Annotated in this window: 17 protein-coding genes and 1 pseudogene; 9 read left to right on the top strand and 9 right to left on the bottom strand. The window is 52.7% G+C overall.

Annotated elements, in window-relative coordinates; translation table 11 throughout:
* Positions 1–10: 10 nt before the first annotated feature.
* The gene (gene guaA, locus G8764_RS21730) at positions 11–1,588 is read left to right on the top strand and encodes a glutamine-hydrolyzing GMP synthase (RefSeq protein ID WP_166168300.1); all 1,578 of its coding nucleotides are present in this window, start codon (positions 11–13) and stop codon (positions 1,586–1,588) included.
* A 229-nt stretch (positions 1,589–1,817) separates the two neighbouring features.
* Here the strand turns inward: guaA and G8764_RS23110 are convergent, their stop codons facing one another.
* The 4 genes and pseudogenes from G8764_RS23110 to G8764_RS21715 form a co-directional block, all read right to left on the bottom strand.
* Positions 1,818–2,309 (bottom strand): DEAD/DEAH box helicase, encoded by a 492-nt coding sequence (locus tag G8764_RS23110; RefSeq protein ID WP_425049224.1) that lies wholly within the window; start codon positions 2,307–2,309, stop codon positions 1,818–1,820.
* 234 nt (positions 2,310–2,543) lie between these two features.
* Positions 2,544–4,180: pseudogene (locus G8764_RS23105) on the bottom strand (TOTE conflict system archaeo-eukaryotic primase domain-containing protein); the annotation flags it as partial.
* A gap of 26 nt (positions 4,181–4,206) precedes the next feature.
* The gene (locus G8764_RS21720; RefSeq protein ID WP_166168297.1) at positions 4,207–4,743 is read right to left on the bottom strand and encodes a GNAT family N-acetyltransferase; all 537 of its coding nucleotides are present in this window, start codon (positions 4,741–4,743) and stop codon (positions 4,207–4,209) included.
* On the bottom strand, positions 4,730–5,017 hold the full coding sequence (locus G8764_RS21715; protein ID WP_166168294.1) for a type II toxin-antitoxin system TacA family antitoxin: 288 nt from the start codon (positions 5,015–5,017) through the stop codon (positions 4,730–4,732). The genes G8764_RS21720 and G8764_RS21715 overlap by 14 nt, the downstream gene beginning before the upstream one ends.
* 174 nt (positions 5,018–5,191) lie before the next feature.
* On the opposite strand from G8764_RS21715, the gene G8764_RS21710 reads away from it, so the two are divergent.
* The 3 genes from G8764_RS21710 to G8764_RS21700 all read left to right on the top strand — a co-directional run bounded on the left by G8764_RS21710 (position 5,192) and on the right by G8764_RS21700 (position 7,302).
* The gene (locus G8764_RS21710; protein ID WP_166168291.1) at positions 5,192–5,590 is read left to right on the top strand and encodes an antitoxin Xre-like helix-turn-helix domain-containing protein; all 399 of its coding nucleotides are present in this window, start codon (positions 5,192–5,194) and stop codon (positions 5,588–5,590) included.
* A gap of 16 nt (positions 5,591–5,606) precedes the next feature.
* Positions 5,607–5,831, top strand: a complete 225-nt coding sequence (locus tag G8764_RS21705) for a hypothetical protein (RefSeq protein ID WP_166168288.1) — start codon at positions 5,607–5,609, stop codon at positions 5,829–5,831.
* A 325-nt stretch (positions 5,832–6,156) separates the two neighbouring features.
* The gene (locus G8764_RS21700) at positions 6,157–7,302 is read left to right on the top strand and encodes a Fic family protein (protein WP_166168285.1); all 1,146 of its coding nucleotides are present in this window, start codon (positions 6,157–6,159) and stop codon (positions 7,300–7,302) included.
* 121 nt (positions 7,303–7,423) lie between these two features.
* Here the strand turns inward: G8764_RS21700 and G8764_RS21695 are convergent, their stop codons facing one another.
* The 5 genes from G8764_RS21695 to G8764_RS21675 form a co-directional block, all read right to left on the bottom strand.
* The gene (locus tag G8764_RS21695) at positions 7,424–7,885 is read right to left on the bottom strand and encodes a hypothetical protein (protein WP_166168282.1); all 462 of its coding nucleotides are present in this window, start codon (positions 7,883–7,885) and stop codon (positions 7,424–7,426) included.
* A 373-nt stretch (positions 7,886–8,258) separates the two neighbouring features.
* A complete protein-coding gene (locus tag G8764_RS21690) occupies positions 8,259–9,278 on the bottom strand; it encodes a hypothetical protein (protein WP_207952037.1) in 1,020 nt (339 codons plus the stop codon).
* Between the two features lie 63 nt (positions 9,279–9,341).
* The gene (locus G8764_RS21685; protein WP_166168276.1) at positions 9,342–12,074 is read right to left on the bottom strand and encodes a DEAD/DEAH box helicase; all 2,733 of its coding nucleotides are present in this window, start codon (positions 12,072–12,074) and stop codon (positions 9,342–9,344) included.
* 116 nt (positions 12,075–12,190) lie between these two features.
* Positions 12,191–13,228: a YecA family protein gene (locus tag G8764_RS21680; protein WP_207952036.1), complete on the bottom strand. Its 1,038-nt coding sequence runs from the start codon at positions 13,226–13,228 to the stop codon at positions 12,191–12,193.
* A gap of 89 nt (positions 13,229–13,317) precedes the next feature.
* Entirely contained in the window at positions 13,318–13,524 is a 207-nt protein-coding gene (locus G8764_RS21675; protein ID WP_166168273.1) for a hypothetical protein, read from the bottom strand.
* A gap of 645 nt (positions 13,525–14,169) precedes the next feature.
* On the opposite strand from G8764_RS21675, the gene G8764_RS23020 reads away from it, so the two are divergent.
* From G8764_RS23020 to G8764_RS21650, 5 genes are all read left to right on the top strand, one after another.
* Positions 14,170–14,388, top strand: coding sequence for a hypothetical protein (locus tag G8764_RS23020; RefSeq protein ID WP_243748957.1), 219 nt, complete (start codon positions 14,170–14,172; stop codon positions 14,386–14,388).
* Positions 14,388–15,623, top strand: coding sequence for a type II toxin-antitoxin system HipA family toxin (locus tag G8764_RS21665; protein ID WP_166168267.1), 1,236 nt, complete (start codon positions 14,388–14,390; stop codon positions 15,621–15,623). Before G8764_RS23020 ends, G8764_RS21665 begins: the two co-directional genes overlap by 1 nt.
* 157 nt (positions 15,624–15,780) lie before the next feature.
* Positions 15,781–18,153: a 2OG-Fe(II) oxygenase gene (locus tag G8764_RS21660; RefSeq protein WP_166168264.1), complete on the top strand. Its 2,373-nt coding sequence runs from the start codon at positions 15,781–15,783 to the stop codon at positions 18,151–18,153.
* A gap of 783 nt (positions 18,154–18,936) precedes the next feature.
* Entirely contained in the window at positions 18,937–19,206 is a 270-nt protein-coding gene (locus G8764_RS21655) for a hypothetical protein (protein ID WP_166168261.1), read from the top strand.
* Positions 19,207–19,209: 3 nt separating this feature from the next.
* Entirely contained in the window at positions 19,210–19,734 is a 525-nt protein-coding gene (locus tag G8764_RS21650; RefSeq protein ID WP_166168258.1) for a helix-turn-helix transcriptional regulator, read from the top strand.
* The last annotated feature ends 683 nt before the right edge of the window (positions 19,735–20,417 follow it).

Genomic DNA, 20,417 nt, shown 5'->3' with positions numbered 1-20,417 from the left:
AGATAGCTCAATGACCCAGGACATTCACGCTCAACGAATTCTGATTTTGGATTTCGGCTCCCAGTACACCCAGTTGATTGCGCGCCGTGTACGTGAGGTGGGGGTTTTTTCCGAAATCCGCGCCTTTGATATGAGCGAAGAAGAGATTCGCGAATACCGCCCCAGCGGCATTATCCTGGCGGGCGGGCCGGAGTCGGTTACCGCCGGAGAATCGCCGCGGGCTCCGGAGGTGGTGTTTACCTTGGGCGTACCGGTACTGGGCATTTGCTACGGCATGCAAACCATGGCCGAGCAGTTGGGCGGAGCGGTGCAGTCGTCCAATATCCACGAGTTCGGTTTCGCCCGGGTCAAGGTGCGTGGCAAAAGCGCCCTGTTGCACGATATTTGTGATCACGTCGAGCACGACGGCAGCGCGCTGCTGGATGTGTGGATGAGCCACGGTGACAAAGTCTCGAAAATGCCCGCCGACTTCGAGTTGATGGCTTCCACCGACTCCTGCGAAATCGCCGGTATGTACTGCGAGAGCAAGCGCTTTTACGGCCTGCAGTTCCACCCGGAAGTGACGCACACTTTGCAGGGCAAGCGCATCTTCGAACACTTCGCGTTGGAGATTTGCGGCTGTGAAGTGCTCTGGACCGCGGCTAACATTGTTGAAGACGCGATCGAGAAAGTGCGCCAGCAAGTGGGTAGCGACAAGGTATTGCTCGGCCTCTCCGGCGGCGTTGATTCCTCGGTGGTGGCAGCCCTGTTGCACAAGGCCATTGGCGACCAGCTTACCTGTGTGTTCGTCGACAACGGTTTGCTGCGCAAGGATGAAGGCGACCAGGTGATGGAAATGTTTGCCCTCAATATGGGGGTAAAAGTCATTCGCGCCGATGCCGAGGCCTTGTTCCTGGGCAAGCTGGAGGGCATCGCTGATCCGGAAGCCAAGCGCAAGGTGATTGGCAACACCTTTATCGAAGTGTTCGACGCCGAGGCGACCAAATTAAAAGACGTTAACTGGCTGGCCCAGGGCACCATCTACCCCGATGTGATCGAGTCCGCCGCCGCCAAGACCGGCAAGGCCCATGTAATCAAATCCCACCACAATGTCGGCGGCCTGCCGGACGATATGGCCATGCAGTTGGTGGAACCCCTGCGCGAGCTGTTCAAGGACGAGGTGCGCAAGATTGGCCTGGAGCTGGGCCTGCCCTACGACATGGTCTACCGTCATCCCTTCCCGGGCCCGGGCCTCGGTGTGCGCATCCTCGGCGAAGTAAAAAAGGAATACGCCGATATCCTGCGCGAGGCCGACGCCATCTTCCTGGAAGAGCTGCACAAGGCCGACTGGTACCACAAGACCAGCCAGGCCTTTGCCGTGTTCCTGCCGGTGAAATCCGTCGGTGTGGTGGGCGACGCCCGCCGCTACGAGTGGGTCATCGCCCTGCGCGCGGTGGAGACGGTGGACTTTATGACCGCTCGCTGGGCGCACCTGCCCTACGAGCTACTGGAGACGGTTTCCAATCGCATTATCAATGAAATCTCCGGTGTATCGCGGGTGAGTTACGACGTGTCCAGCAAGCCGCCGGCGACGATTGAGTGGGAGTGACCGTATTTTTTAACTCATTGATTTATAAGAATTTATACAATCTGGTTGATAATATAATCTGCATTATCAATGGTATTTTTCATGGTATCTATTGCGCGCTGTAAAGTAATGAGCAGTGATACCATGGGTGGTAAATTGTTGCTGACATGGTATCAGCGAACATGAAGTGAGGGCGTCCAGGAATAATATGGACGCCTGCTACATCAGCAAAGTTTCCTGTCGTTCTGCCTCATTCAGGTTGGCTGATTCTTCTGGCGATAGATAGTAGGGTATAACCCATCGCCTTGTAGCTCTTCTCGCGCTTGTTGAACATACGCTGGAGCATGGCCAGGCCACAGTCAACGTAGTCATGAATCCTCACGCGTGTTTTACCATCGGATTCCCGATGAATTCTTCCCGCATACTGTGCCAGTGTGCCTTTCCAGGCGATGGGCATTGCGAGAAACAATGTATCCAGCCTGGGTAGGTCAAAACCCTCACCCACGTACTTGCCGGTGGCGACTATGACCTGCGCCGAATGTATATGTTCATCTACTCGCTTGCGTTCAGCGGCGTTCATTGCGCCTTTTAATACGACGGAATCAATACCGCTTTCTTTAAGAAGGTTGTTAATGATCTCGGCGTGTTCGCGCCTCTCAGTGAGGACGATTGGATGCCTATTTTCGTGAACACTACCAATCACATCTGACACTATTTGTTGCGTTCTCGCTTCATTTTCCATTATCCAGCGGTATGCATCTGTAATTTTTGGTCGTTCTTCAGTTCGGGTAAGATGCTGTGGTGGTGTATCATAAAGTTGGTGTATTTGAATCTCCTGCTCGAACTTTTCGTCGCCTGTTTTTTTTACTTTGTGGCGGATAGGGCCGGCAGCCATAAAAATAATTTTCTGGTGTCCGTCCTGCCTTTCAGGGGTGGCGGTCAAGCCCAGAACATATTTTGCTCGAACTTCGTTTAATACCATCTCAAAGCGTGGTGCTGATACGTGGTGGCATTCATCAACGATGATATGACCGTAGTCCTGAACGATAGGTGAGACTGTATTGTCTTTCTTATTGATCAGGCTTTGATAGGTCGCTACATCAATGATACTCGTTGGCTTTTTCTTTCCTCCGCGAATAATGCCGATTTCTGTTTCTGGCAAGAATGAACGCAATCTCTCCTGCCATTGATCAAGCAACTGGCGGCTGTGTACAAGAATAAGTGTGTTTGTCTTGCGTTTGGCTATCATTCCAATAGCGGTTACGGTTTTTCCAAACGCAGTAGGTGCATGTAGGATTCCTGCATCGTGTTTGCTCATTTCCCTAACAGCAACTTGCTGGCTTTTCCGTAAGGTTAATGATGGCTTTATACCTGAAAGCTGAGTGCCAGGCTCTCGTTTGTCATCGATCTTTACGTTGATTCGGTTCTCATTCAACAGCGCGAGTGCTTCATCCATGCAGCCGCGTGGCAAAGCCAAGTAACCTTGCTCGATGCGTGCACAAGAAATAAATCGCGGGATGCCGTGGGTGGAAAAGCGAAGCGCCTGTGTCTTAAAGAAAACCGGATTGGAAAAGCTGGCCAAACGCCTTAATCTTGCCAAGAGGGCACTTGGTAGTGCTTTAATCTCGAAATAGATGTGGTTGGCGAGTGTTATCGTTATCTGTTGAGGTGAGTTTTCCAGAGCCAGTGGCTTGGACTTGGCTGTGATCTCCCAAGGAGGGCGGTTGTCGGCGACCCCCTGTTCAGAAAGCAGGCTGTTATTGGAGGAAAGCTGCGAAAGTAGCTTGCTAATCTCTTGTTTGGAAAGATTTTTTATCTGAGTAAGATGTTGCCATTGGTCGTCAATGATATTCAATTCTGTGTCGACAAATGAACTGTTGCCCGAACGCCTTGCTTCACGCTGTAGCGGTAATGCGATCAGGATGCCGAACCCTCCTTCTGGCAGAATGTCCTGATTGGGAAACAGCCTGTCGTAAGAGTCGAAGGATAGATTTGGGTAAATCTCCATGGCGGCATCGAGAAGTCCAAAACCCAGCAAGCGCGCTTCATTGGCCGGAATTCGATCTTTGAAAAATACCCATAGGTGGGCGCCATTGCCCGAACGTGAGATTTCTATAATATGAGGTACGCTGTATCTCTCACAGGCTCGGGACATCGCTTTTACTTCTTCTTGCCAGTTCCCTTTGTCGAAATCGGCGGCCAGCAAATAACAGGTATTGTCCTGGAGCAACGGGTAGAGGCCCACGACCTGTAGCCTGCTAAGTGACGATAGATGACCTGATCGTTTAACACGCTAAACTGGCGATGACTGCATTCCTGGCATTTAATACGCGGCTTGTTGCAGATTCCCCTTGCCCACTCGTTGTCACAGGCGACGGAGTAGCCGCTTCGCCCTAGTTGGTTTTGCCAGCGATTGGCAAAAATGTCGGTACGACCACGAAACAGTCTGCTGTAAATTGTTATTTTTTGCTCTGGAGTGAGGAAGTTTGATACAGAGGCTGTGGGCTCGGGTTTGCGCAGTTGTTCCCTGCGATCTATGAGCTGCTGTTTTTCCCGCTCGAGCTCCGCCAATCTTGCATCGATAGCGGAGATATCTCCATACTTATTCTCCATAGCGTCTTGGTCTGATATAGGCCAGTTTACAGTGACTCAAGCGACGTTATAGGCAAGAACAGTTTCATGGGGTTGTCCGTTAACGGTAAGAAGAAGTCGAACGACTGGTAGAAAGCCAACGCATCCTGGTCGAGCACATCGAGAACAACGCCCAGAGCGGGTATACCCTTCGGATTGCTTGCTATTTGATAGGCATGTCTAAGTGCGTATACCAGCGTTTTTGCGCCCAAGCCTTGCCGGTGAAACCGTCGGTCGATGCCAAGTTGAGCAAGCAGGATCACCGGAACAGGGTAGCGCGGCAGTCGGGATGGGTCAGGTAGTTCTTCACAAACCAGGGTCTGATGGGCCAAGGTGTAATAAGCCGCTACATGAGATTTTCCTGGGCTTTCTTTGCCGATATAGGCTTCGGGTGTATAGGGCAGAACAAAAGTCCGGTTGAGGTTCAGTGCCATATTCTTTGCCGCGTAGCGGCGCAGATAGGTGTTAATGGCATCCTTGCCGCAATCGAATGATTTAACATTGATCGCCCTGGTATCCAGGGGCAAAAACTCAGGGCTTGGCATTCAGCACGAAGCCCTCTTGGTCAAGTGCTTGTGCCGCCTTACGGAGTTTGGCCGTAGGCGCTGGCGGATTGTCACAAGCCTCGCAAAAGGCATCAAACTGCGCGTTGGCCAGTTGGATGCTACTGTAGGCTTCCAATACCTCAGGCGCATGTTGCTTCACCAATTGCGTAACATAGGCCTTGATGCTGGTTAAGCCCGACGCGCGTGCAGCGCGCTCTGCCAGTGCATAGGTTTCTTCATCCCACTGCATTTCATAACGTAAAATTTTGGACATGGCGACCTCCAAACTCTGGATACGGAATATCTCCGTAATCATTTATTAGTATTACGGGTTTTATCCGTAAAGGCAAATAGTTTGTTGTCGGAGGTAAGTTGCACCCGTAATTGACTGTAACAATACAGTATGAGAGTCTGTGTTACTGTATTGTTACAGCTTTAAAGGGTGGATATGAAGGCAGAATTGGGGCAGCTATTGCAACCTTACTCAATCGAACCTGGTTCCTTGCTACCAGAGATATTCAATATTTTTGCGTTGTGGCATCTTAGCGGGCACGAGCAAATGACTCTGCTGGGTCTGAGCAACGAAAAGACGCTCTACAATTGGAAAAATCAGCCAGACAAAGCGAAGTTGACCCGGGACTTTCTGGAGCGGGCCAGTTATATCCTAGGCATTTATAGGGCGTTACAGATTCTCTTTCCCGATACGGAGTGCAGCGATCAGTGGCTTCACTCGCCGAATGACAATCCGATGTTCTGTGGCTCGGCACCAATGGAAAAAATGCTAGGTGGTTTCGTCGTCGATTTGGCTGCTATAAGGGAGTTTCTCGATAGCCAGCTTTCGGAGTAATAGCAGGGGCTATCACGTGAAGATGTTTTCTGCGTGCGGGGTTGGAGGGCCGGCGATGAAGCTGGATTTGGGAGATTATCTTCAGATACGCCGTAAAATGGCGCATTCATCCGCTCAAAATAAATATTTTTTACAAGAAATTTCTGAGCATGGTATTTTTCATGGTATTGGGTGTTTCATGATTTTTAACTTTTTGATAATAAATAGAAAAAATGTCTTGTTTACAATCGGGTGGGAGTGACAAGAATTCGTAACAGGTTGATTAATAGTAATAAAAACAATCCAGTTGATAATATAATCTGCATCACCAATGGTATTTTCCGCGCGCTGTAGAACGAAAAGCAGCGATGCCATGAGTGGCAGATTGGCGAAATCATGGTGTCAGCGGTCGGCACTCAGATATCGCCTTTGGAGCGAGCGTGGCGTGATTTAGGGCTATAAACACGCCAAATATCCATTTAAAATGGCGCGAATAAGTGCTAGAATCGCGCCATGACAAAGTGGCAGGACAGACAGTTTGCACGGCCGAAGGCCGCCCGTCAGGGTGCGGTACATGGACGTGCCGCATGAACTGGATATGGCAACAGCCCGACTGGCCAGGTTTTCGCTACGACAATCGCGCGCTCAATGATCGGGAACTTGAATTTCGCCTGAACTCAGAGCGCCTGGCTGGCAGCTTTGATGCGCTACCGATGGCGTCTCAAGAGGATGCCACGATTGACTTGATGCTGTCCGAGGCCATCAAAACCAGCGCCATTGAGGGCGAGGATCTGGACAGGGAATCGGTCAGGTCATCGCTACTTTCTTTGATTACCTCGGATACGCTACCGGACAACACAGATCAGAAAGCTGCCGGGGCTGCATCGCTGCTGGTGAGCGTTCGCAAGAATTGGCAAACATCCCTGACGCATGACCTGCTGGGCAAGTGGCAGTCCATGGCTGTCCCGGAGCAGCGCTACACCACTATTCTGCGTGGCGCATATCGTAACGATCCTTCACCGATGCAAATCGTGAGCGGGCCTTACGGGCGGGAAAAGGTTCACTATGAGGCCCCACCAGCGACTTTGGTGCCTGATGAAATGGCGAGGCTTATCGACTGGTACAACCAAACCAGTCCTTTGAGCGGGGATAAGACAATACACGGGATCGCAAGAGCAGGTATTGCTCATCTTTGGTTCGAGGTGATTCACCCCTTCGATGATGGTAATGGTCGAGTCGGCAGGGCAATTGCTGACCATGCGCTTTCCCAGTTTCTTGGTTATCCAACCACGGCCTGTCTTGCCACGGCGATAGAAGGGGATAAAAAAACCTATTATCTGCAACTGGAGAAAGCGAGTCGAGGAAGCCTGGATGTTAATGTTTGGCTGGATTATTTTGCAGACACAATAATCAAGGCACAGGAGATTGCCAGGGAAGAGGTGGGTTTTGTATTGGCCAAGACACGATTCTACGAAGTCTATGGTGACCAGCTGAGTGACCGGCAGGCCAGGATGGTGTCGCGGGTATTCGCTGAAGGTCGAAAGGGCTTTGAAGGCGGAATAACGACCAAAAAATATGGAGCGATTACCAAGTGTCCGAATCGAACAGCCAGCCGTGATCTTTCTGACCTGGTCGCCAAGGGTATCATCATCCCGTTACCGGGTGGTGGCAGAACAACCCGATATGAGTTGACGATCGTGGAACCGGCTCAGTCTGGCCTGATGAGGAAATGATTCTCTTCAGAGTGTGCCGATTAAGGATTTATGGCTCTATCCGCTCGCGAAGGACTTTCAGTCAGTGCTCACCCAGTGATCCGGAGGGGTGTGGACGCCGAAAGTTTACAAATTCGATGATTTAACTTATTGATAATAAAGAGTAATAGGAGGGAGTACCTATTTTCAGCAGGTGCGCGCGCTCGGCTTTTCCCAGATAGGCCGTGTGATTGGGTCGGTATCGGTCAAGGAAGTTGCGCTCATACCCTACCGGCGTTCGCGACTGCAGAGGCTTGCGTATGATTTTCCGGATTTCGGCGGCTGGGCGGGAGAACTGTATGCCGTCTGTTGGTTGTTCTCGGAGTGCTATCTGAACGTTGTCCCTGTGGTCGGCACCCTTGGGCATGTACCTGGCCCACCGCTTTTCTCCGGTTTTGATGAGTCGACCTTCATCCACCAGGTACTTCAAGCGGTACTGGAGTGTGCGTCGAGGCAGGGATACCTTGAGCGCATCCAGAATAGCTTGAATTCCGATGCCCTCCGGGTGAGCGGATACGACCGCCTCGATTTCGTGCAGTTCCTTTTCAGGGATTGGCTTTGCCATGAGCGAGTAGGTTGCGCATTGAAGCTTTGCGCAATTAAAACATGTTTATGCGCAATAATCGATTCTATGCGCAGTGATTGCTGCGCATAGGCCAGTTCGCTGTGTTCGGTCGAGAGAGTGCAAAGTCCTTAGGTTTGGAGAAGAATTTCCGAACATGGTATTTTTCATGGTATAGCGATAATTAATATTCCTGCGCTCGTTCCGTAGATAATCTGATAAAGTATTTCATACGAGTTCCCCCCCCAATTTGACGCACTCAGTCTTCTAAAGACGGATCTGATCCATGCGAGCAATTTTTTAGTAACCAGGCGAGGTATTGCTGCCAATCGAACCGGTTGCTTAGGGCATTTCGTGTTAAGCACAGTTCCACCTGTCAGTCCCGTTCTTTCAGGACTCTAAAACCTGCAATTCCTCCGTCGCCTTTGATGGCTTCACGATATTTTGTTACCGATTTATCCAGGATGTGGATTCCAGAAAAAGCCATTGAATCATCGATCTTCGGTGCAAAGTAGATCGACTGACTGTCTTCATCCAATATGTGACCAACAGTCTGTATGCGCTCTTTCAAATAAGGGAATCGACTCTGGATCATGTAAAGATCGTTGTCATTACGAGCTTTCGGGCTGGAAATATCGGAGAGCATAAAATTGATACTACGTTTCAGGTCTGGCGCTAACGCACTCTCAATCCCAGCTGGTCCCAGTTCTGCCCAACTGCCTTCTCCGGTTACGGGGATGGGCTTTCCGGAGGAGACAAAATATCGTGTTGCCCAAACTTCTGATTGTCCGGAAGAGTCCGAAAGGCTCGCCTTCAGAAGTATGAACGGGATGGCATCGCTGTCGTTCACATAGGTCAGGATCACTGTTGTAAATACCGAGAGCACCGGAAGAGACGGAGCTTTCGACGTTACAAAAAAGTCTGCAAATTGGTTGGTGTTGATGATTTCTCGTGCCATGTGAGTTGCCAATGTAGTTAGATTAATGCGCGCGACTTCTTCCATGCCCTCAAGATTGATCTTGCCTGTGCCTCCCAGAACCCTTCCGCCTGTCCCGCCCCCACCCATGAGAACGGCTGCTGCCACGGTGGCGCTAACCCAGCCAGGTCGGCCCGTGTCAGGAACATTACCAACTTGTTCAGGCTGGCCGACAATTACCAGCTGACTTTCAGGTACAAAATACGCATTCGCCGGAACATCTGTCCAGCCGAGGAGTTGACCTTCAGTAAACTCGACAACCACAGGACGCGATTGCTCCGGTGCAGCGCTAATCAGCCCATAGCTGCTACAACCTGTCAGAACGAAACACAGGAATGCTGCAACCAGGAATGGAGTGCGAGCGCTAACACCTTGCAGATGCAAGGTTTCGTCAAATCCTCGAATAGCCGATCTCTTCATATACTCGAATGGGCGATGCCACTCTCGCGGGGTTATTGATTCAACAGTACGTCATGAAACCAACTAAGCAGAAGACTGCATGGCTGCCTGTATGGCATCCAGTACTTTGCTTGCTGATGCGAGACTTTCTTTTGCGGCAGCTTCACTGAGGCTGTCACGCTCATGTCGCAAGGTTGCTACCAGTGACGTTGTCTGGCCGGGTAGCTGGAAGGCGGTTTGCAGTTGGTTGACCTGCGACATATTGACGGGCGCGTCGGTGTTTTCACCGGTTTTCAAAGCAGCTGCCGACAGCGCAGCATCCAGGGCAGCATTTATGGGGGCGAGTGCCTCTCTGATAAACCTGCCTTCTGTCAGTAGTTGGGCCATGCGTTTTTTCTCTGCTGCAAGTTCAAGGTATTTCCGGATTTGACCTTCGCGGCGTTGTTGCTCTCGCAAGGCCTTTTGTTGATCACTGTTTACTGTATTGGCACCGTTTTGGGCGGCTTGGGTGAACTGGATAACACCAGCCTCAGCCAGGCGTTGCAGGGTTTCATAAGTTTTGCGGTCCAGCGTTTCCAGATGGGGCGAAGAGCCCTGATAGTGCTCGCCGATGTATTGCTGCAATTGACGGGGGAGTTCTGGGTCTGTGTCGTCGGTCACCGCCAATAGGGTATTGCCGCGCTGTTCCAGGTGCTGGAGCTTGTCGCCGAGGTCGGCGAAAACAATTTCGGTCAGTCGCTCGAACGCGGTGCGCCGTGGCGCGGGCGTGGACAGCAGTCCGTTGAGACGTTCCATAAAGGCACCGCGACCGACGCTAATGTCCATCTCAGTGCCGTCAGGGGCACCGTCGACCACTGCGTCGGCAAGGCTCGTCTTGTGGCGCAGCACATCGAGCATACGGTGCTCGATGGTGTGTTCACTGACCAGATTGATCACCGACACCGGATGTTTTTGGTGCTTGCGCCAGGCGCGGGCGATCCGTTGTTCCAGTTTGGCGGGATTCCAGGGCAAGTCGAGATTGACGACAACACGGGCGATTTGCAGGTTGAGTCCGGTCGCCGCCGAATCGGTGGCCAGAAACAGGCGGCACTGCGGGTCATGTTTGAAGCGATTGATCTGTTGGCGGCGTTTTTTGGGGGTAAGGCTGCCGGTATGCCAGGCGTAATCGATGCCGGCTTTGGCCAGCCGATGCGCCAGCAGATTCAGCATACGCTCCCATTCCGAGAAGACGATGATCTTGTGGGTGGAATCGCCGGGCAGTTCCGCCAGTATCCGTTCCAGTTCATCAAGTTTGGGGGAGGCCTGAGTTGTTTGGTCCAGAATATAAGCGCTGTCGCAGGTCATGCGCATACAGCTCAGCGAGAGCATTAACAGGTCGCGTTCTTTTTTCGTTAAGGGGCGTTTCTTGGCGGTGGCGCTTAACTGCGCCACGGTTCTGTAATGTTCTTCATAAAGATCGCTCTGCTCCCGGGACATGGGAACATAATAGTGATGGATGCTGCGCGGCGGCAATTCGCCTTCAACATCTTCCTTGCGCCGCCGCAGCATGATGGGTTGCAAGCGCTCGTGCATGCGATCCAGGTTTTTGTAGCCGATGGCCTGACCCTTGTCATCCAGTTGATGGAAATCCCTGTTGAAGCGGAATAAAGGCCCGAACAGCCCCGGATCGAGAAACTGGACAATGGAATAGATCTCGTCGATGCGATTTTCCAGCGGCGTGCCGGTCAGCACAAACGCATAGGGGCTATGCAACGCCTTGATGGCGGCGGCGGTTTTGGTCTGCCAGTTCTTAATCCGTTGTGCTTCATCCAGAATAATCAGGTCTGGCTTTAACACCTTGTTGATAAAATCCCCGTCGTAGAGCATTTGCTCATAATTCGCGAGGTAGAAAAAGGCGGGTTGGCGATAGAGAGCGTAGCGGTTTTTCCGTGACCCCTGAATGATGTGCGCGCTGAGATCCGAGAATTTGTCAATTTGCTCCAGCCACTCACTTTTCAGCGATGCAGGGGAGATGACGAGTACCTTTTGCAGCGGGTCCAGCCGGTTCAACAATTCCGCGCCGGCGATGGCCTGCACGGTTTTACCCAAACCCATTTCATCGGCCAGCAGGGCACGGCCGGTAAAGGCCAGGTGCATCATGCCCTCTTGCTGATAGGGATACAGGGGTAGTTTGACCACATCCAGGCTGGTTCGGCCGCTGTGTAGATCCCGTCTAAACCGGCGCTGCGTTGCGCGCTGGTCTGCGGCCCGCTGCAGTTGCTTCAACCACTCCTGCAAGTGGACAGAAATGCGCAGTTGCTGGCGCACACGTTGGGTTTCATTGCTCAGCCGGTCGCGCAGCGCCGCCATGGACTGCAGTGGGTCGCCGTACAAGCTGTCTGTTTCGTCGAAGTAAGCGCGAAGCAGTTGTCTGATTCGCGTATTCTTGCGCAGGGTGGCGGGGTAACGGATTTTGATCCGACCATCGCGGCCATCCCGGTAAATCTCCACCTTGGTATTGGCCGGCTGCCCCTGCCGATACCGGCGTTTGTTCATATTCAGCAGCACCGCTTCGATATGTTTGCAGGTGCCCAGGCCATTGACCTGGAAGTCCTTGCAGGCGCAGCTGTTTATGGGAGTATCCATCGAGCGTATCTCGACTTGGTAGGCACCGCCCTCGGGCCGGCTGACCAGCCAGTCAGTGAACACTTTATCCTCACCGGATTTTCTGCTGATCGCAAAGTTTTCCTGCTCCGCCCTGACTATCCGGCGGGCGATTTCATCCTGATCAGTTGAGTTCCAGCCGGAGGGTATTTTATGGGTTGATTTTTTGGGCATGGTTGCGGCGTCTTATCGGGTAGATGGGTTCAGGTAGTCGAGCTGTTGATGCAGGACAGCGGCCTGTGCTGGCCATGCGGGCGAGCATAACAGCCACCTTTTTTCACCATAAGGCTTTACACCATGAGCTTTGACTTGGGAAACTGAAATTGAACCGTTTGGCCCAGCAGTGGCAAGGACTTTACCCGGTAATCACGACACAGGAGTTCGTCGGAGATCGTTTCTACTTCAGCAAGCCCGAAAAAGCCCGTGAAGTCCACCAGTGTGCGCCAGGTATAGCAACGGCGAAGTTCCTCCTCGGGGGTATATGTCGGACTTGGCGGGATGTCATCCAAGACTATCGGGAATGCCTGTAAAAATGCATCCTCATAAAATGCTTGCGACCGCGAGGCATCGCCATAGCGAGTCAGCAGATACAGGGAGAATAAAAACGCGTGCTGGATAAAAGGTAATTCCACATGGCCGTCCCGGTAGGCCCAATTGAACTGTTCGACATAGGCCCTGAACAGCCTGGGATACGCGGCTGCCAGACCGCCCTCGGCCAGCAGCCGGCGGCAGTCGCGACTGAGGATAAACTTGCCTTTGTGTTTACGGATCAGTCCCGCCAGTTGCGCCACCAGCCGGGTAGTATGCAGGTCGTAGAAGTCGTCTTCACGGTTGATATTGCCAAAGCGGGTGCGTTCCTGGTAGGTATCTTTCCCCCAGTAGGTCAGGGCGGCTGCGCGGCAGAAGTTGCGCGGCAGGTTGCCCTTGGCGGTCGGTTTCAGGCCCTGCTCGCCGATGGCCTCTGTCAATAAGCCGAACAGCCGCAGAATCGGCGCGGTCGGTTGCGTATCGAGTAATTCCGGGAAGCGTACCAGTTCTGGCGAGTCGAACGGCTGGTTTAGTAAGCGGTGCATTTGCTCGGATGAGAGGCCGTGGAACTCTTCTCGCGGTCGCTGATTTTGTTGTTGGGTATGTCGTGTGACAAATACCTGCGCCTCTTCCAGTGAGCTGAACTGTTGATCTTCCAGTGCGTTGCGCAAAGCCTCGGACGCGCTTATTGCCCCTTGATTGGGGGACGCGCCGTTCTCCTTGCCCAAGCAGCAGTGCTTGAACTTCTTGCCACTGCCGCAGGGGCAGGGATCATTGCGTCCGACGGAAGTTGCGCTCATGGAGTCTCCCTGCACGATAGGCTGAGGGTGTCGCTCATGAGGTTTTTCCTCTTCAATTAGTGGCGACCAAACGTCCTGCCACGCCAAAATTACGATGGTTTTACCTGGTGCCGGGCAAAGATCCCAGCATGCAGGTTGAGGCTTTCATTTTCAACCATTTCGCTGAATGGTTGCCGGTCTTGTTGTGCAATAGTCTTTTCGGCCCATTTGGCAATGTGGGTTAGGTCTGTTTTTCTGTCTTGTCGTTCGAGCACGATGGTTTGAGCGATATCCCGCGGTGCAGAACGATACTGCAAACGGAATGGATCCGGTTCGCCGAGTGACTAGCTGACCGCAGCATAACGTGCAACCGAGCGCTCATAGGCCCAGATAGTATCCGGAGGCGATGTAGTGGCGGTGCTGGGTGAAATCAAACAACGGCAAATAGGCGCGCTTTTAGTCCAGCGTTAACAGCCTCGTTCCTGTGGTCCGTAGCCGACCTGTTGCGCGGCGACTTCAAGCAATCTCAGTGTGGTCGAATCATCACGAATCAGAATGGTTCGTTTGCCTGCTTAGAGGTGATTCAAAGTAGGGGCGGCATCTATAATTATTGGAGGTTATATAACTTTAAGTGTTCATATTTAAACTATAAAATATCTTAAAGGTTTATATATGGTTGTTAGGGGTGGGTTGACTTGCTGGAAGGTAGGTGGTCAAATATGAATGTTTATTGAGTTTTTTAGTTCATATTTGGTAAAGGTAATATGTCTGCTACAGATGGAAAGCGCTCAGGTACCCAAGTTGCGTTGCCGAGGCCCGTGGAGCGTGCCCTGCGTAACCTGGGGCAAGACATCTCGGCTGCGCGCCGTATGCGCCGGTTGAGCCAAGGAGAGCTGGCGCAGCGTATAGGGGCCTCCCTGAGCACAGTCAGACGCATGGAGGATGGGTACCCAGGTACTGCATTGCATACCTTCCTGCGCACCTTGCAGGTGCTTGGCCGGCTTGAGGCCCTGGTTAAGGTGATGTCGCTGGAGAATGACGAGTTGGGGATGGAACTGGTGCGGGAACAATTGCCGCAGCGGGTGCGCGCCCGTGGTAGCAAGTCACGCCCCGGCCGTTCTGCTGATGCCAAATCAAGCGGTAAGGTCACTCCTCACCCCGATGAACTGGAGGGATTCTGATGGCAGGCAACCTACCCAGACGGAAGGATCTTGAAGTCCATCTGGGCACCAGCGGCTTGGTGGTGGGGCGCTTGTATCTGGGCAGTGGTAAACGCAGCGCGTTCAGTTACGACGAAGCCTGGCTGCAGGATGCGCGGTTTTTCAACTTGTCGCCTGACCTGCAACCCGTGCCCGGGGTACAGCACCCGCAAGGGGTGTTCTTTCATGCGCTGGAAGATACCGGGCCGGATGTCTGGGGTGAGCGTGTTATTCGCCGTGCACATGCGAAATTGCGTCAGAAGGATTGTAGCTTGGCACAATTGGCACCTGTCGATTTTCTCCTGTGGGTGGATGACGAAGCGCGTGTGGGTGCGCTTCGACTTTTCGATACACTAAGCGGTATCTATTTGAATTCAGGTAGCGCACAGTGGCATGTTCCACCATTGGTGGAACTGGGTAGGGTTTTAAAGGCAGCTTTGGCGCTGGAGGATGGCAAGGAGAGCGAGCAGGACCTGCAGTATTTGCTTGGCCGCGGCACTTCGCTGGGTGGAGCTCGGCCCAAGTCCACCGTACGTGACACGGATGGTGCTCTGGCACTGGGCAAGTTCCCGAGCCAGGCGGATCAGCGAGACGTGATTCGCGGCGAGGTGTTAGCCATGAACCTGGCGGCCAAAGCCGGTATTCGCACGGCGCAGGCGCGAGTGGAACTGATCAAGGATACTCCCGTGGCGATTATTCGGCGCTTTGATCGTGCCGCCGATGGTGGTCGTATTCCCTACATGTCGGCCGCGACGATGCTGCAAGTCAGTGGTCGTGACGACGTTCATGCCTACACGGAAGTAGTGGACGCGCTGCTACAGGACGGTGCTGACCCAATTGCCGATATACAGGAGTTATGGCGTCGATTGGTCTTCAACTTTCTTATCTGCAATACGGATGATCACCTGCGCAACACCGCTTTTTTGTACGATGCCCGCAACCACGGCTGGCGCTTGGCGCCGGCCTTTGACCTCAATCCGATGCCGGGTGATCGCCGTGAGAGTAAAACCTGGTTGACCGAGGACTCTGGTCCGATCGATAGTCGCGAGGTACTCATAGAGGGAGCGCCTTACTTTAGGTTGAACCGCGAAGAAGCAATGGAGGCCTGGGAAGAGGTGGCTCGGGTGGTGGCAAGTTGGCGTTTCCTGGCCAAGGAGTTGGGTATGCGAAGTACGGATCTGATTGATTTTTCGCCTGCATTTGACCTCGATTTATAAGTCGCTTTGGCGGGGTTTTTGAACGCATTTTTTATGCTATGCGCTCTTTGTCAGGGATCGTCGTACACGCCCTACAATTAACCGGTTTTGCAGGTATGCGACAGTCCTCATGCGGTGTGTATAATCGCGTCCGGTGACATGAATAACAGGAGTCAGCATGGCAAATATGGGGAACATACTATCCGCCCTGACAGACATCAGCCAGCAAGGCTCGTTTTGCGCTAGGCAAACCGCGTCCTGCGAAGGCCTGCAAATCAAGATAAAGGGTTTTCCCACCAATGCCGGTAAGCTGAAGCTACCCTTATCCGCCCGGGCAACCAAGTCTCTCATACGCCTTGCCAGGCCCGCAAAATTCGGCTGGCAGGATCAGACACTGTTGGACCCACAGGTTCGCGACGTGTGGGAGGTGCCAAAGAGCAAGGTGCAGATCGATAATCGCGTCTGGAACAAGACCCTAAATCCGTTGCTGGAACAGTTCAAGGCAGAACTTGGGCTTTCCGCCGGCGGCAAGCTGAAAGCGCACCTGCATAACCTGTTGGTCTATGAACCCGGCCAGTTTTTCAAGCCCCACCAGGACTCGGAAAAGGTCGATGGCATGGTGGCAAGCCTCGTGGTGGTGTTGCCCTCCTCCTACCGTGGGGGAATGCTGGTCGTCGATCACCAGGGTGAAAAGAAGCGTTTTCAGGCCCCACGTGCGACCGGCGACAAGTTAACGTTAATCGCCTTTTACGCCGATTGCCACCATGAAGTCAGGCCGGTAACGGAGGGTTATCGCATCACCCTGACGTACAACTTGGTGCTGGATAACTCGAACCGGACCGCGTCGCCCGTTCAAAGTGCCGCAACGGTGGATGCACTGGCCAGTGGCCTCAGGCGCTACTTCCACGCGCCGGCGACCAGAGATGAAAGCGACGGTTCCGGGAAGACAACTCAACCCAGGAAGTGGGTATACCTGTTGGGTCACGAATACACTCAAAAGAGCCTTTACTGGGATCGGCTAAAAAATGAAGACCAGCCTCGTGTGGACGCGCTGCGCGTCGCATCTGATGCGTTGGGGCTGGAAAGATACCTTGCGCTGGCGGATATTCAGGAAATTTGGGATGCCGAAGAGGAAGATAGCCGAAGGGACTACGGTTATCGGCGGAGAGGCTACTGGTATGACGAATACGACGATGATAATGAGGAGGAGAAGGAAGATGAAGCAATCTCTGCCGATGAATATATTTTGCACGATCTCATCGACAGCGACATCACACTACAACATCTGATCGACGAGAATAACCGCCAAGTGGATATCGGCGGGCTGCGTTTATCGGATGAAGAAATCTGCTGGACCAGGGACACAGACGATTTCGACCCATTCAATACTGAGTACGAAGGTTATATGGGCAACTATGGCAACACCCTGGAGCGGTGGTACCACCGGGCGGCAGTCATACTCTGGCGCAAGGAAGACCATTTTGCCGTCTTATGTGAACTCGACGCCAACAGGGCAGCAGGAGAAATACTGCGATTAGCCAAAAAGAAAACTACCCTGCCAGAGGCGCGAATGCGGGTGGAAAGTATTTTGCCCTATTGGGTCCGACACGCACGATGGTCAAGTGATGGCAAGCTGGCAGCTACGGCATACAAACTTGCCCTGCAAATACAATCCGCCGAGCAGGCGCAACTGCTGTTGTCGCCACTGGGATTGGCCTCGCTAACCCCCGGGACGGCGCAAGTGCTAGTGGCACTGGAAAAGACATATGACACACCCTGGTGTCTGTCGGTGTTTGAATCCTGGTCGAAACCGGCGGAGCATGACTACCGTCGCCCCGAGGCGATTCCGCAGCTTTCCTCGATAGTAAGGATACTGATGGAGACGTCCAAGGGACAGTGCGGATTAATGAAATGGTTACTTAACTTTCAATACGCAACCCTGAAAGAAGATCACGACTCAAGAAAGGCGCATTCAAGCCTGGTCTATCTCAAAAGAGACGAACCCAGCCGAACGAAGCAGATATCCGATCTTCTGCAGGCCGGTTATCACGCCGGCCAACCGACGATTCATCAGCAAACGCTGGACTATGTCATAAACAACCCGGTGTTGTTTTCAAGGGCCGCGCTCGCGGATATCCTTCTGCATCGCTCAAAAATGCTGAAGGACACTGACTTTAAGGCATGGGGATATGGGCATTTGCTCAACCATGCCGTGGCTCAACTTGAAGCCCGCATCGCAAAGGGAAATCGTGAACAAGACGACTGGTCGATCGAGACCGCATCAACCTGTGGTTGCGAAGACTGCAAACAACTCAATGCATTCCTGTCGTCCCGCACGACCACCGTACTGACTTGGCCGCTGAACAAAGAGCGCCGGCGCCACATACACGGGACGATAGATGGCATGGGGGTTCCGGTCACTCATAACACCCGGCGGGAAGGTTCACCCCACAAGCTGATACTGACCAAAACGGAGAAGCTGTTTACACGGGATCAGCAGGAACTGGAGGATACACGGGCCAGGCTGACGAAATTGCGGGCATTGGCTTAACAGGTCTTTCAGAAGAAGGCATATCATGGGTTTTGACACCGAGCCAACAGGCTAGAAAAAACAGCGCTTTCCGATCTTCACGGCGCATGGATAAATCTGAGAGAGGCCACCACCACCGGTGCGGCTATTGACGAAATCACGCAACTCATCGGTCAGGGATAGATTCATTTCGGCCTTCGGGCTTGAGGATTCATGTGCGGCACTTGTGGGGCAGTAATTGCCTGAATCTGGAACAGCAGGCCTTTCTGGTGATCACCGCGGATCCGCTTCATAATGAATTGTCTGCAGAATTATTTGATAATGGTATTTTTCATGGTATTTATTGCGTGTAGCAAGGCAGACAGCATCGATACCATGAGAGGCGAATTGGTGCTGTCATGGTATTGACGGCGTTCAGATTTCTCTTCTCGTACGGGTGTGGCGTGATTATGGCCCATAATCACGCCTACACTAACCTATAACATGCGTCTCGCGTCCCGATTTAATCGCCTCGGCACTCTTGTTGAGTGCATTCAGCCTCTTCGGTGAGTTCCTCGGCAACGGCCCATTTGGCAATGTGGGTTAGGTCTGTTTTTCTGTCCTGTCGTTCGAGCACGATGGTTTGAGCGATATCCCGTAGAGCAGAGCGATACTGCAAGCGCTCGATTTACCCCAGATAAGCTGTGTGGTTGGGCCGGTACCGGTCGAGGCTTGCGTATGATTTTTTGGATTTCGGCGGCTTGATGGCACCCGAGGTTGTCACTTGACAACCTCGGGTGCCATCCCCATACTTGGAGACAAGGAATGACTCGTTCACCACATCCGAAGAAGGAAATTGAAGCCGCGCTCAAGCATGCGGAAGAGGAGGGCTGGCGAGTCGAGGTGGGTGGTAGTCATGCCTGGGGCAAGATCTACTGCCCCTATAATGACGATGAATGTCGCTGTGGTGAGTTCTGTATCGCCAGTGTGTGGAGCACGCCGAGAAACCCTGGCAGTCACGCACGAGCGCTGCGCAGGGTGGTGGACAAGTGCTCCACTCACCAGCGCCGGGGCGATACGGAGTCGGAGGCTTGAGTTATGGAATATATTTTTACATTGAAATACCAATTGGCTGACCACGACAGCGATTTGGACGGTATCGTCGAATGGTTGGGCGCCGCTGGTTGTGATGACGCTCTCGTCGGTGTAGGGCAACCCGGTCGCCTGGCGCTGGAATTCTCCCGCGAGGCAGACAGCGCTGAAGAAGCAGTTCGAACTGCCCTGGCCGATGTCAAAAACGCTGTTCCTTCTGCACGCCTGATTGAGGCTGCCCCCGACCTTGTCGGGCTGACGGATGTGGCCGATATTGTGGGAATTTCCCGGCAGGCGATGCGCAAGCTTATGGTTGCCCACCGTGGAGCGTTCCCCATTCCGGTCCACGAAGGTAGTGCCTCAATCTGGCATCTGGCGGAGGTACTGGGTTGGCTGAAGGCGCGAGGGGGCTACCAGATTGATACTGGCATACTGGAAATCGCGCAAGTGGCGTTGGAAGTGAACATCACCAAGGAGGCAATCCGGCACCCGGTGAGCAGACGGGGCGACTTGGAATTGCTGACGGTATAGCCTTCGCCTCAATTGTTGCGAGAGCTGTCGGGCGGGCAATGTGCTGCCTAACGTTCGGGCCCGGGGCATCACCTTTCCTGTCAATTCGGCCAAACCGCCGTCGTCCTAAATACATTTCCTCGAACGATTTGCCTTAGTCTTTGGCAATTCATCGCTGTTGAACCCCATCAAGGCTAATGCGGAGTCGCTGCGCGTTTAGTGTCTCGAAAGTTCCCAGAGATCCGGGTTCTTCTCCCAGTTATCAAACCATCAGACCTGTGAAATCTCCGCTGTTCTGGCAAGCTGAATGGAGTTTCCGTTGCCGCCAGGTGAGAATCATACCGTTGACAACGGCGAGTCTCAGCCCGCGGGATAACACACATAGCCATAAAATAGATACAAATAAATAGTGGGTGTTTTTAACTGTGTATCTTTTTTCCAAAAATAGACAGTTAGTCAGCAAAAGAAAAATCTACCTCAAAAGCCCAAAATCAGTCTCTAAAAAAAATAAATTGATCCCAAAACAGCCTTATATGAAATTTTAGTATAAGAATCTGGCTTTTAGTGATGAAATAGTCACTTAGTGTATGTGCCACTCCAAAAGCGCGGTTATTTGCCGCTGTCGTAGTTCGAAACAGTAACGACTCAATTTCTACAGCTGCTTAGAACGTAGCCGGTTGCGCCGATCCGGGGTGGTCGGTTCA

Origin of the sequence: Pseudomaricurvus alcaniphilus (genome assembly GCF_011440395.1) — a bacterium.
In the GTDB taxonomy this organism is placed as follows: Bacteria; Pseudomonadota; Gammaproteobacteria; order Pseudomonadales; family Cellvibrionaceae; genus Pseudomaricurvus; species Pseudomaricurvus alcaniphilus.
Note: the sequence above shows the minus strand (reverse complement) of the source record. Positions and strands in the feature narration are given on the sequence as shown.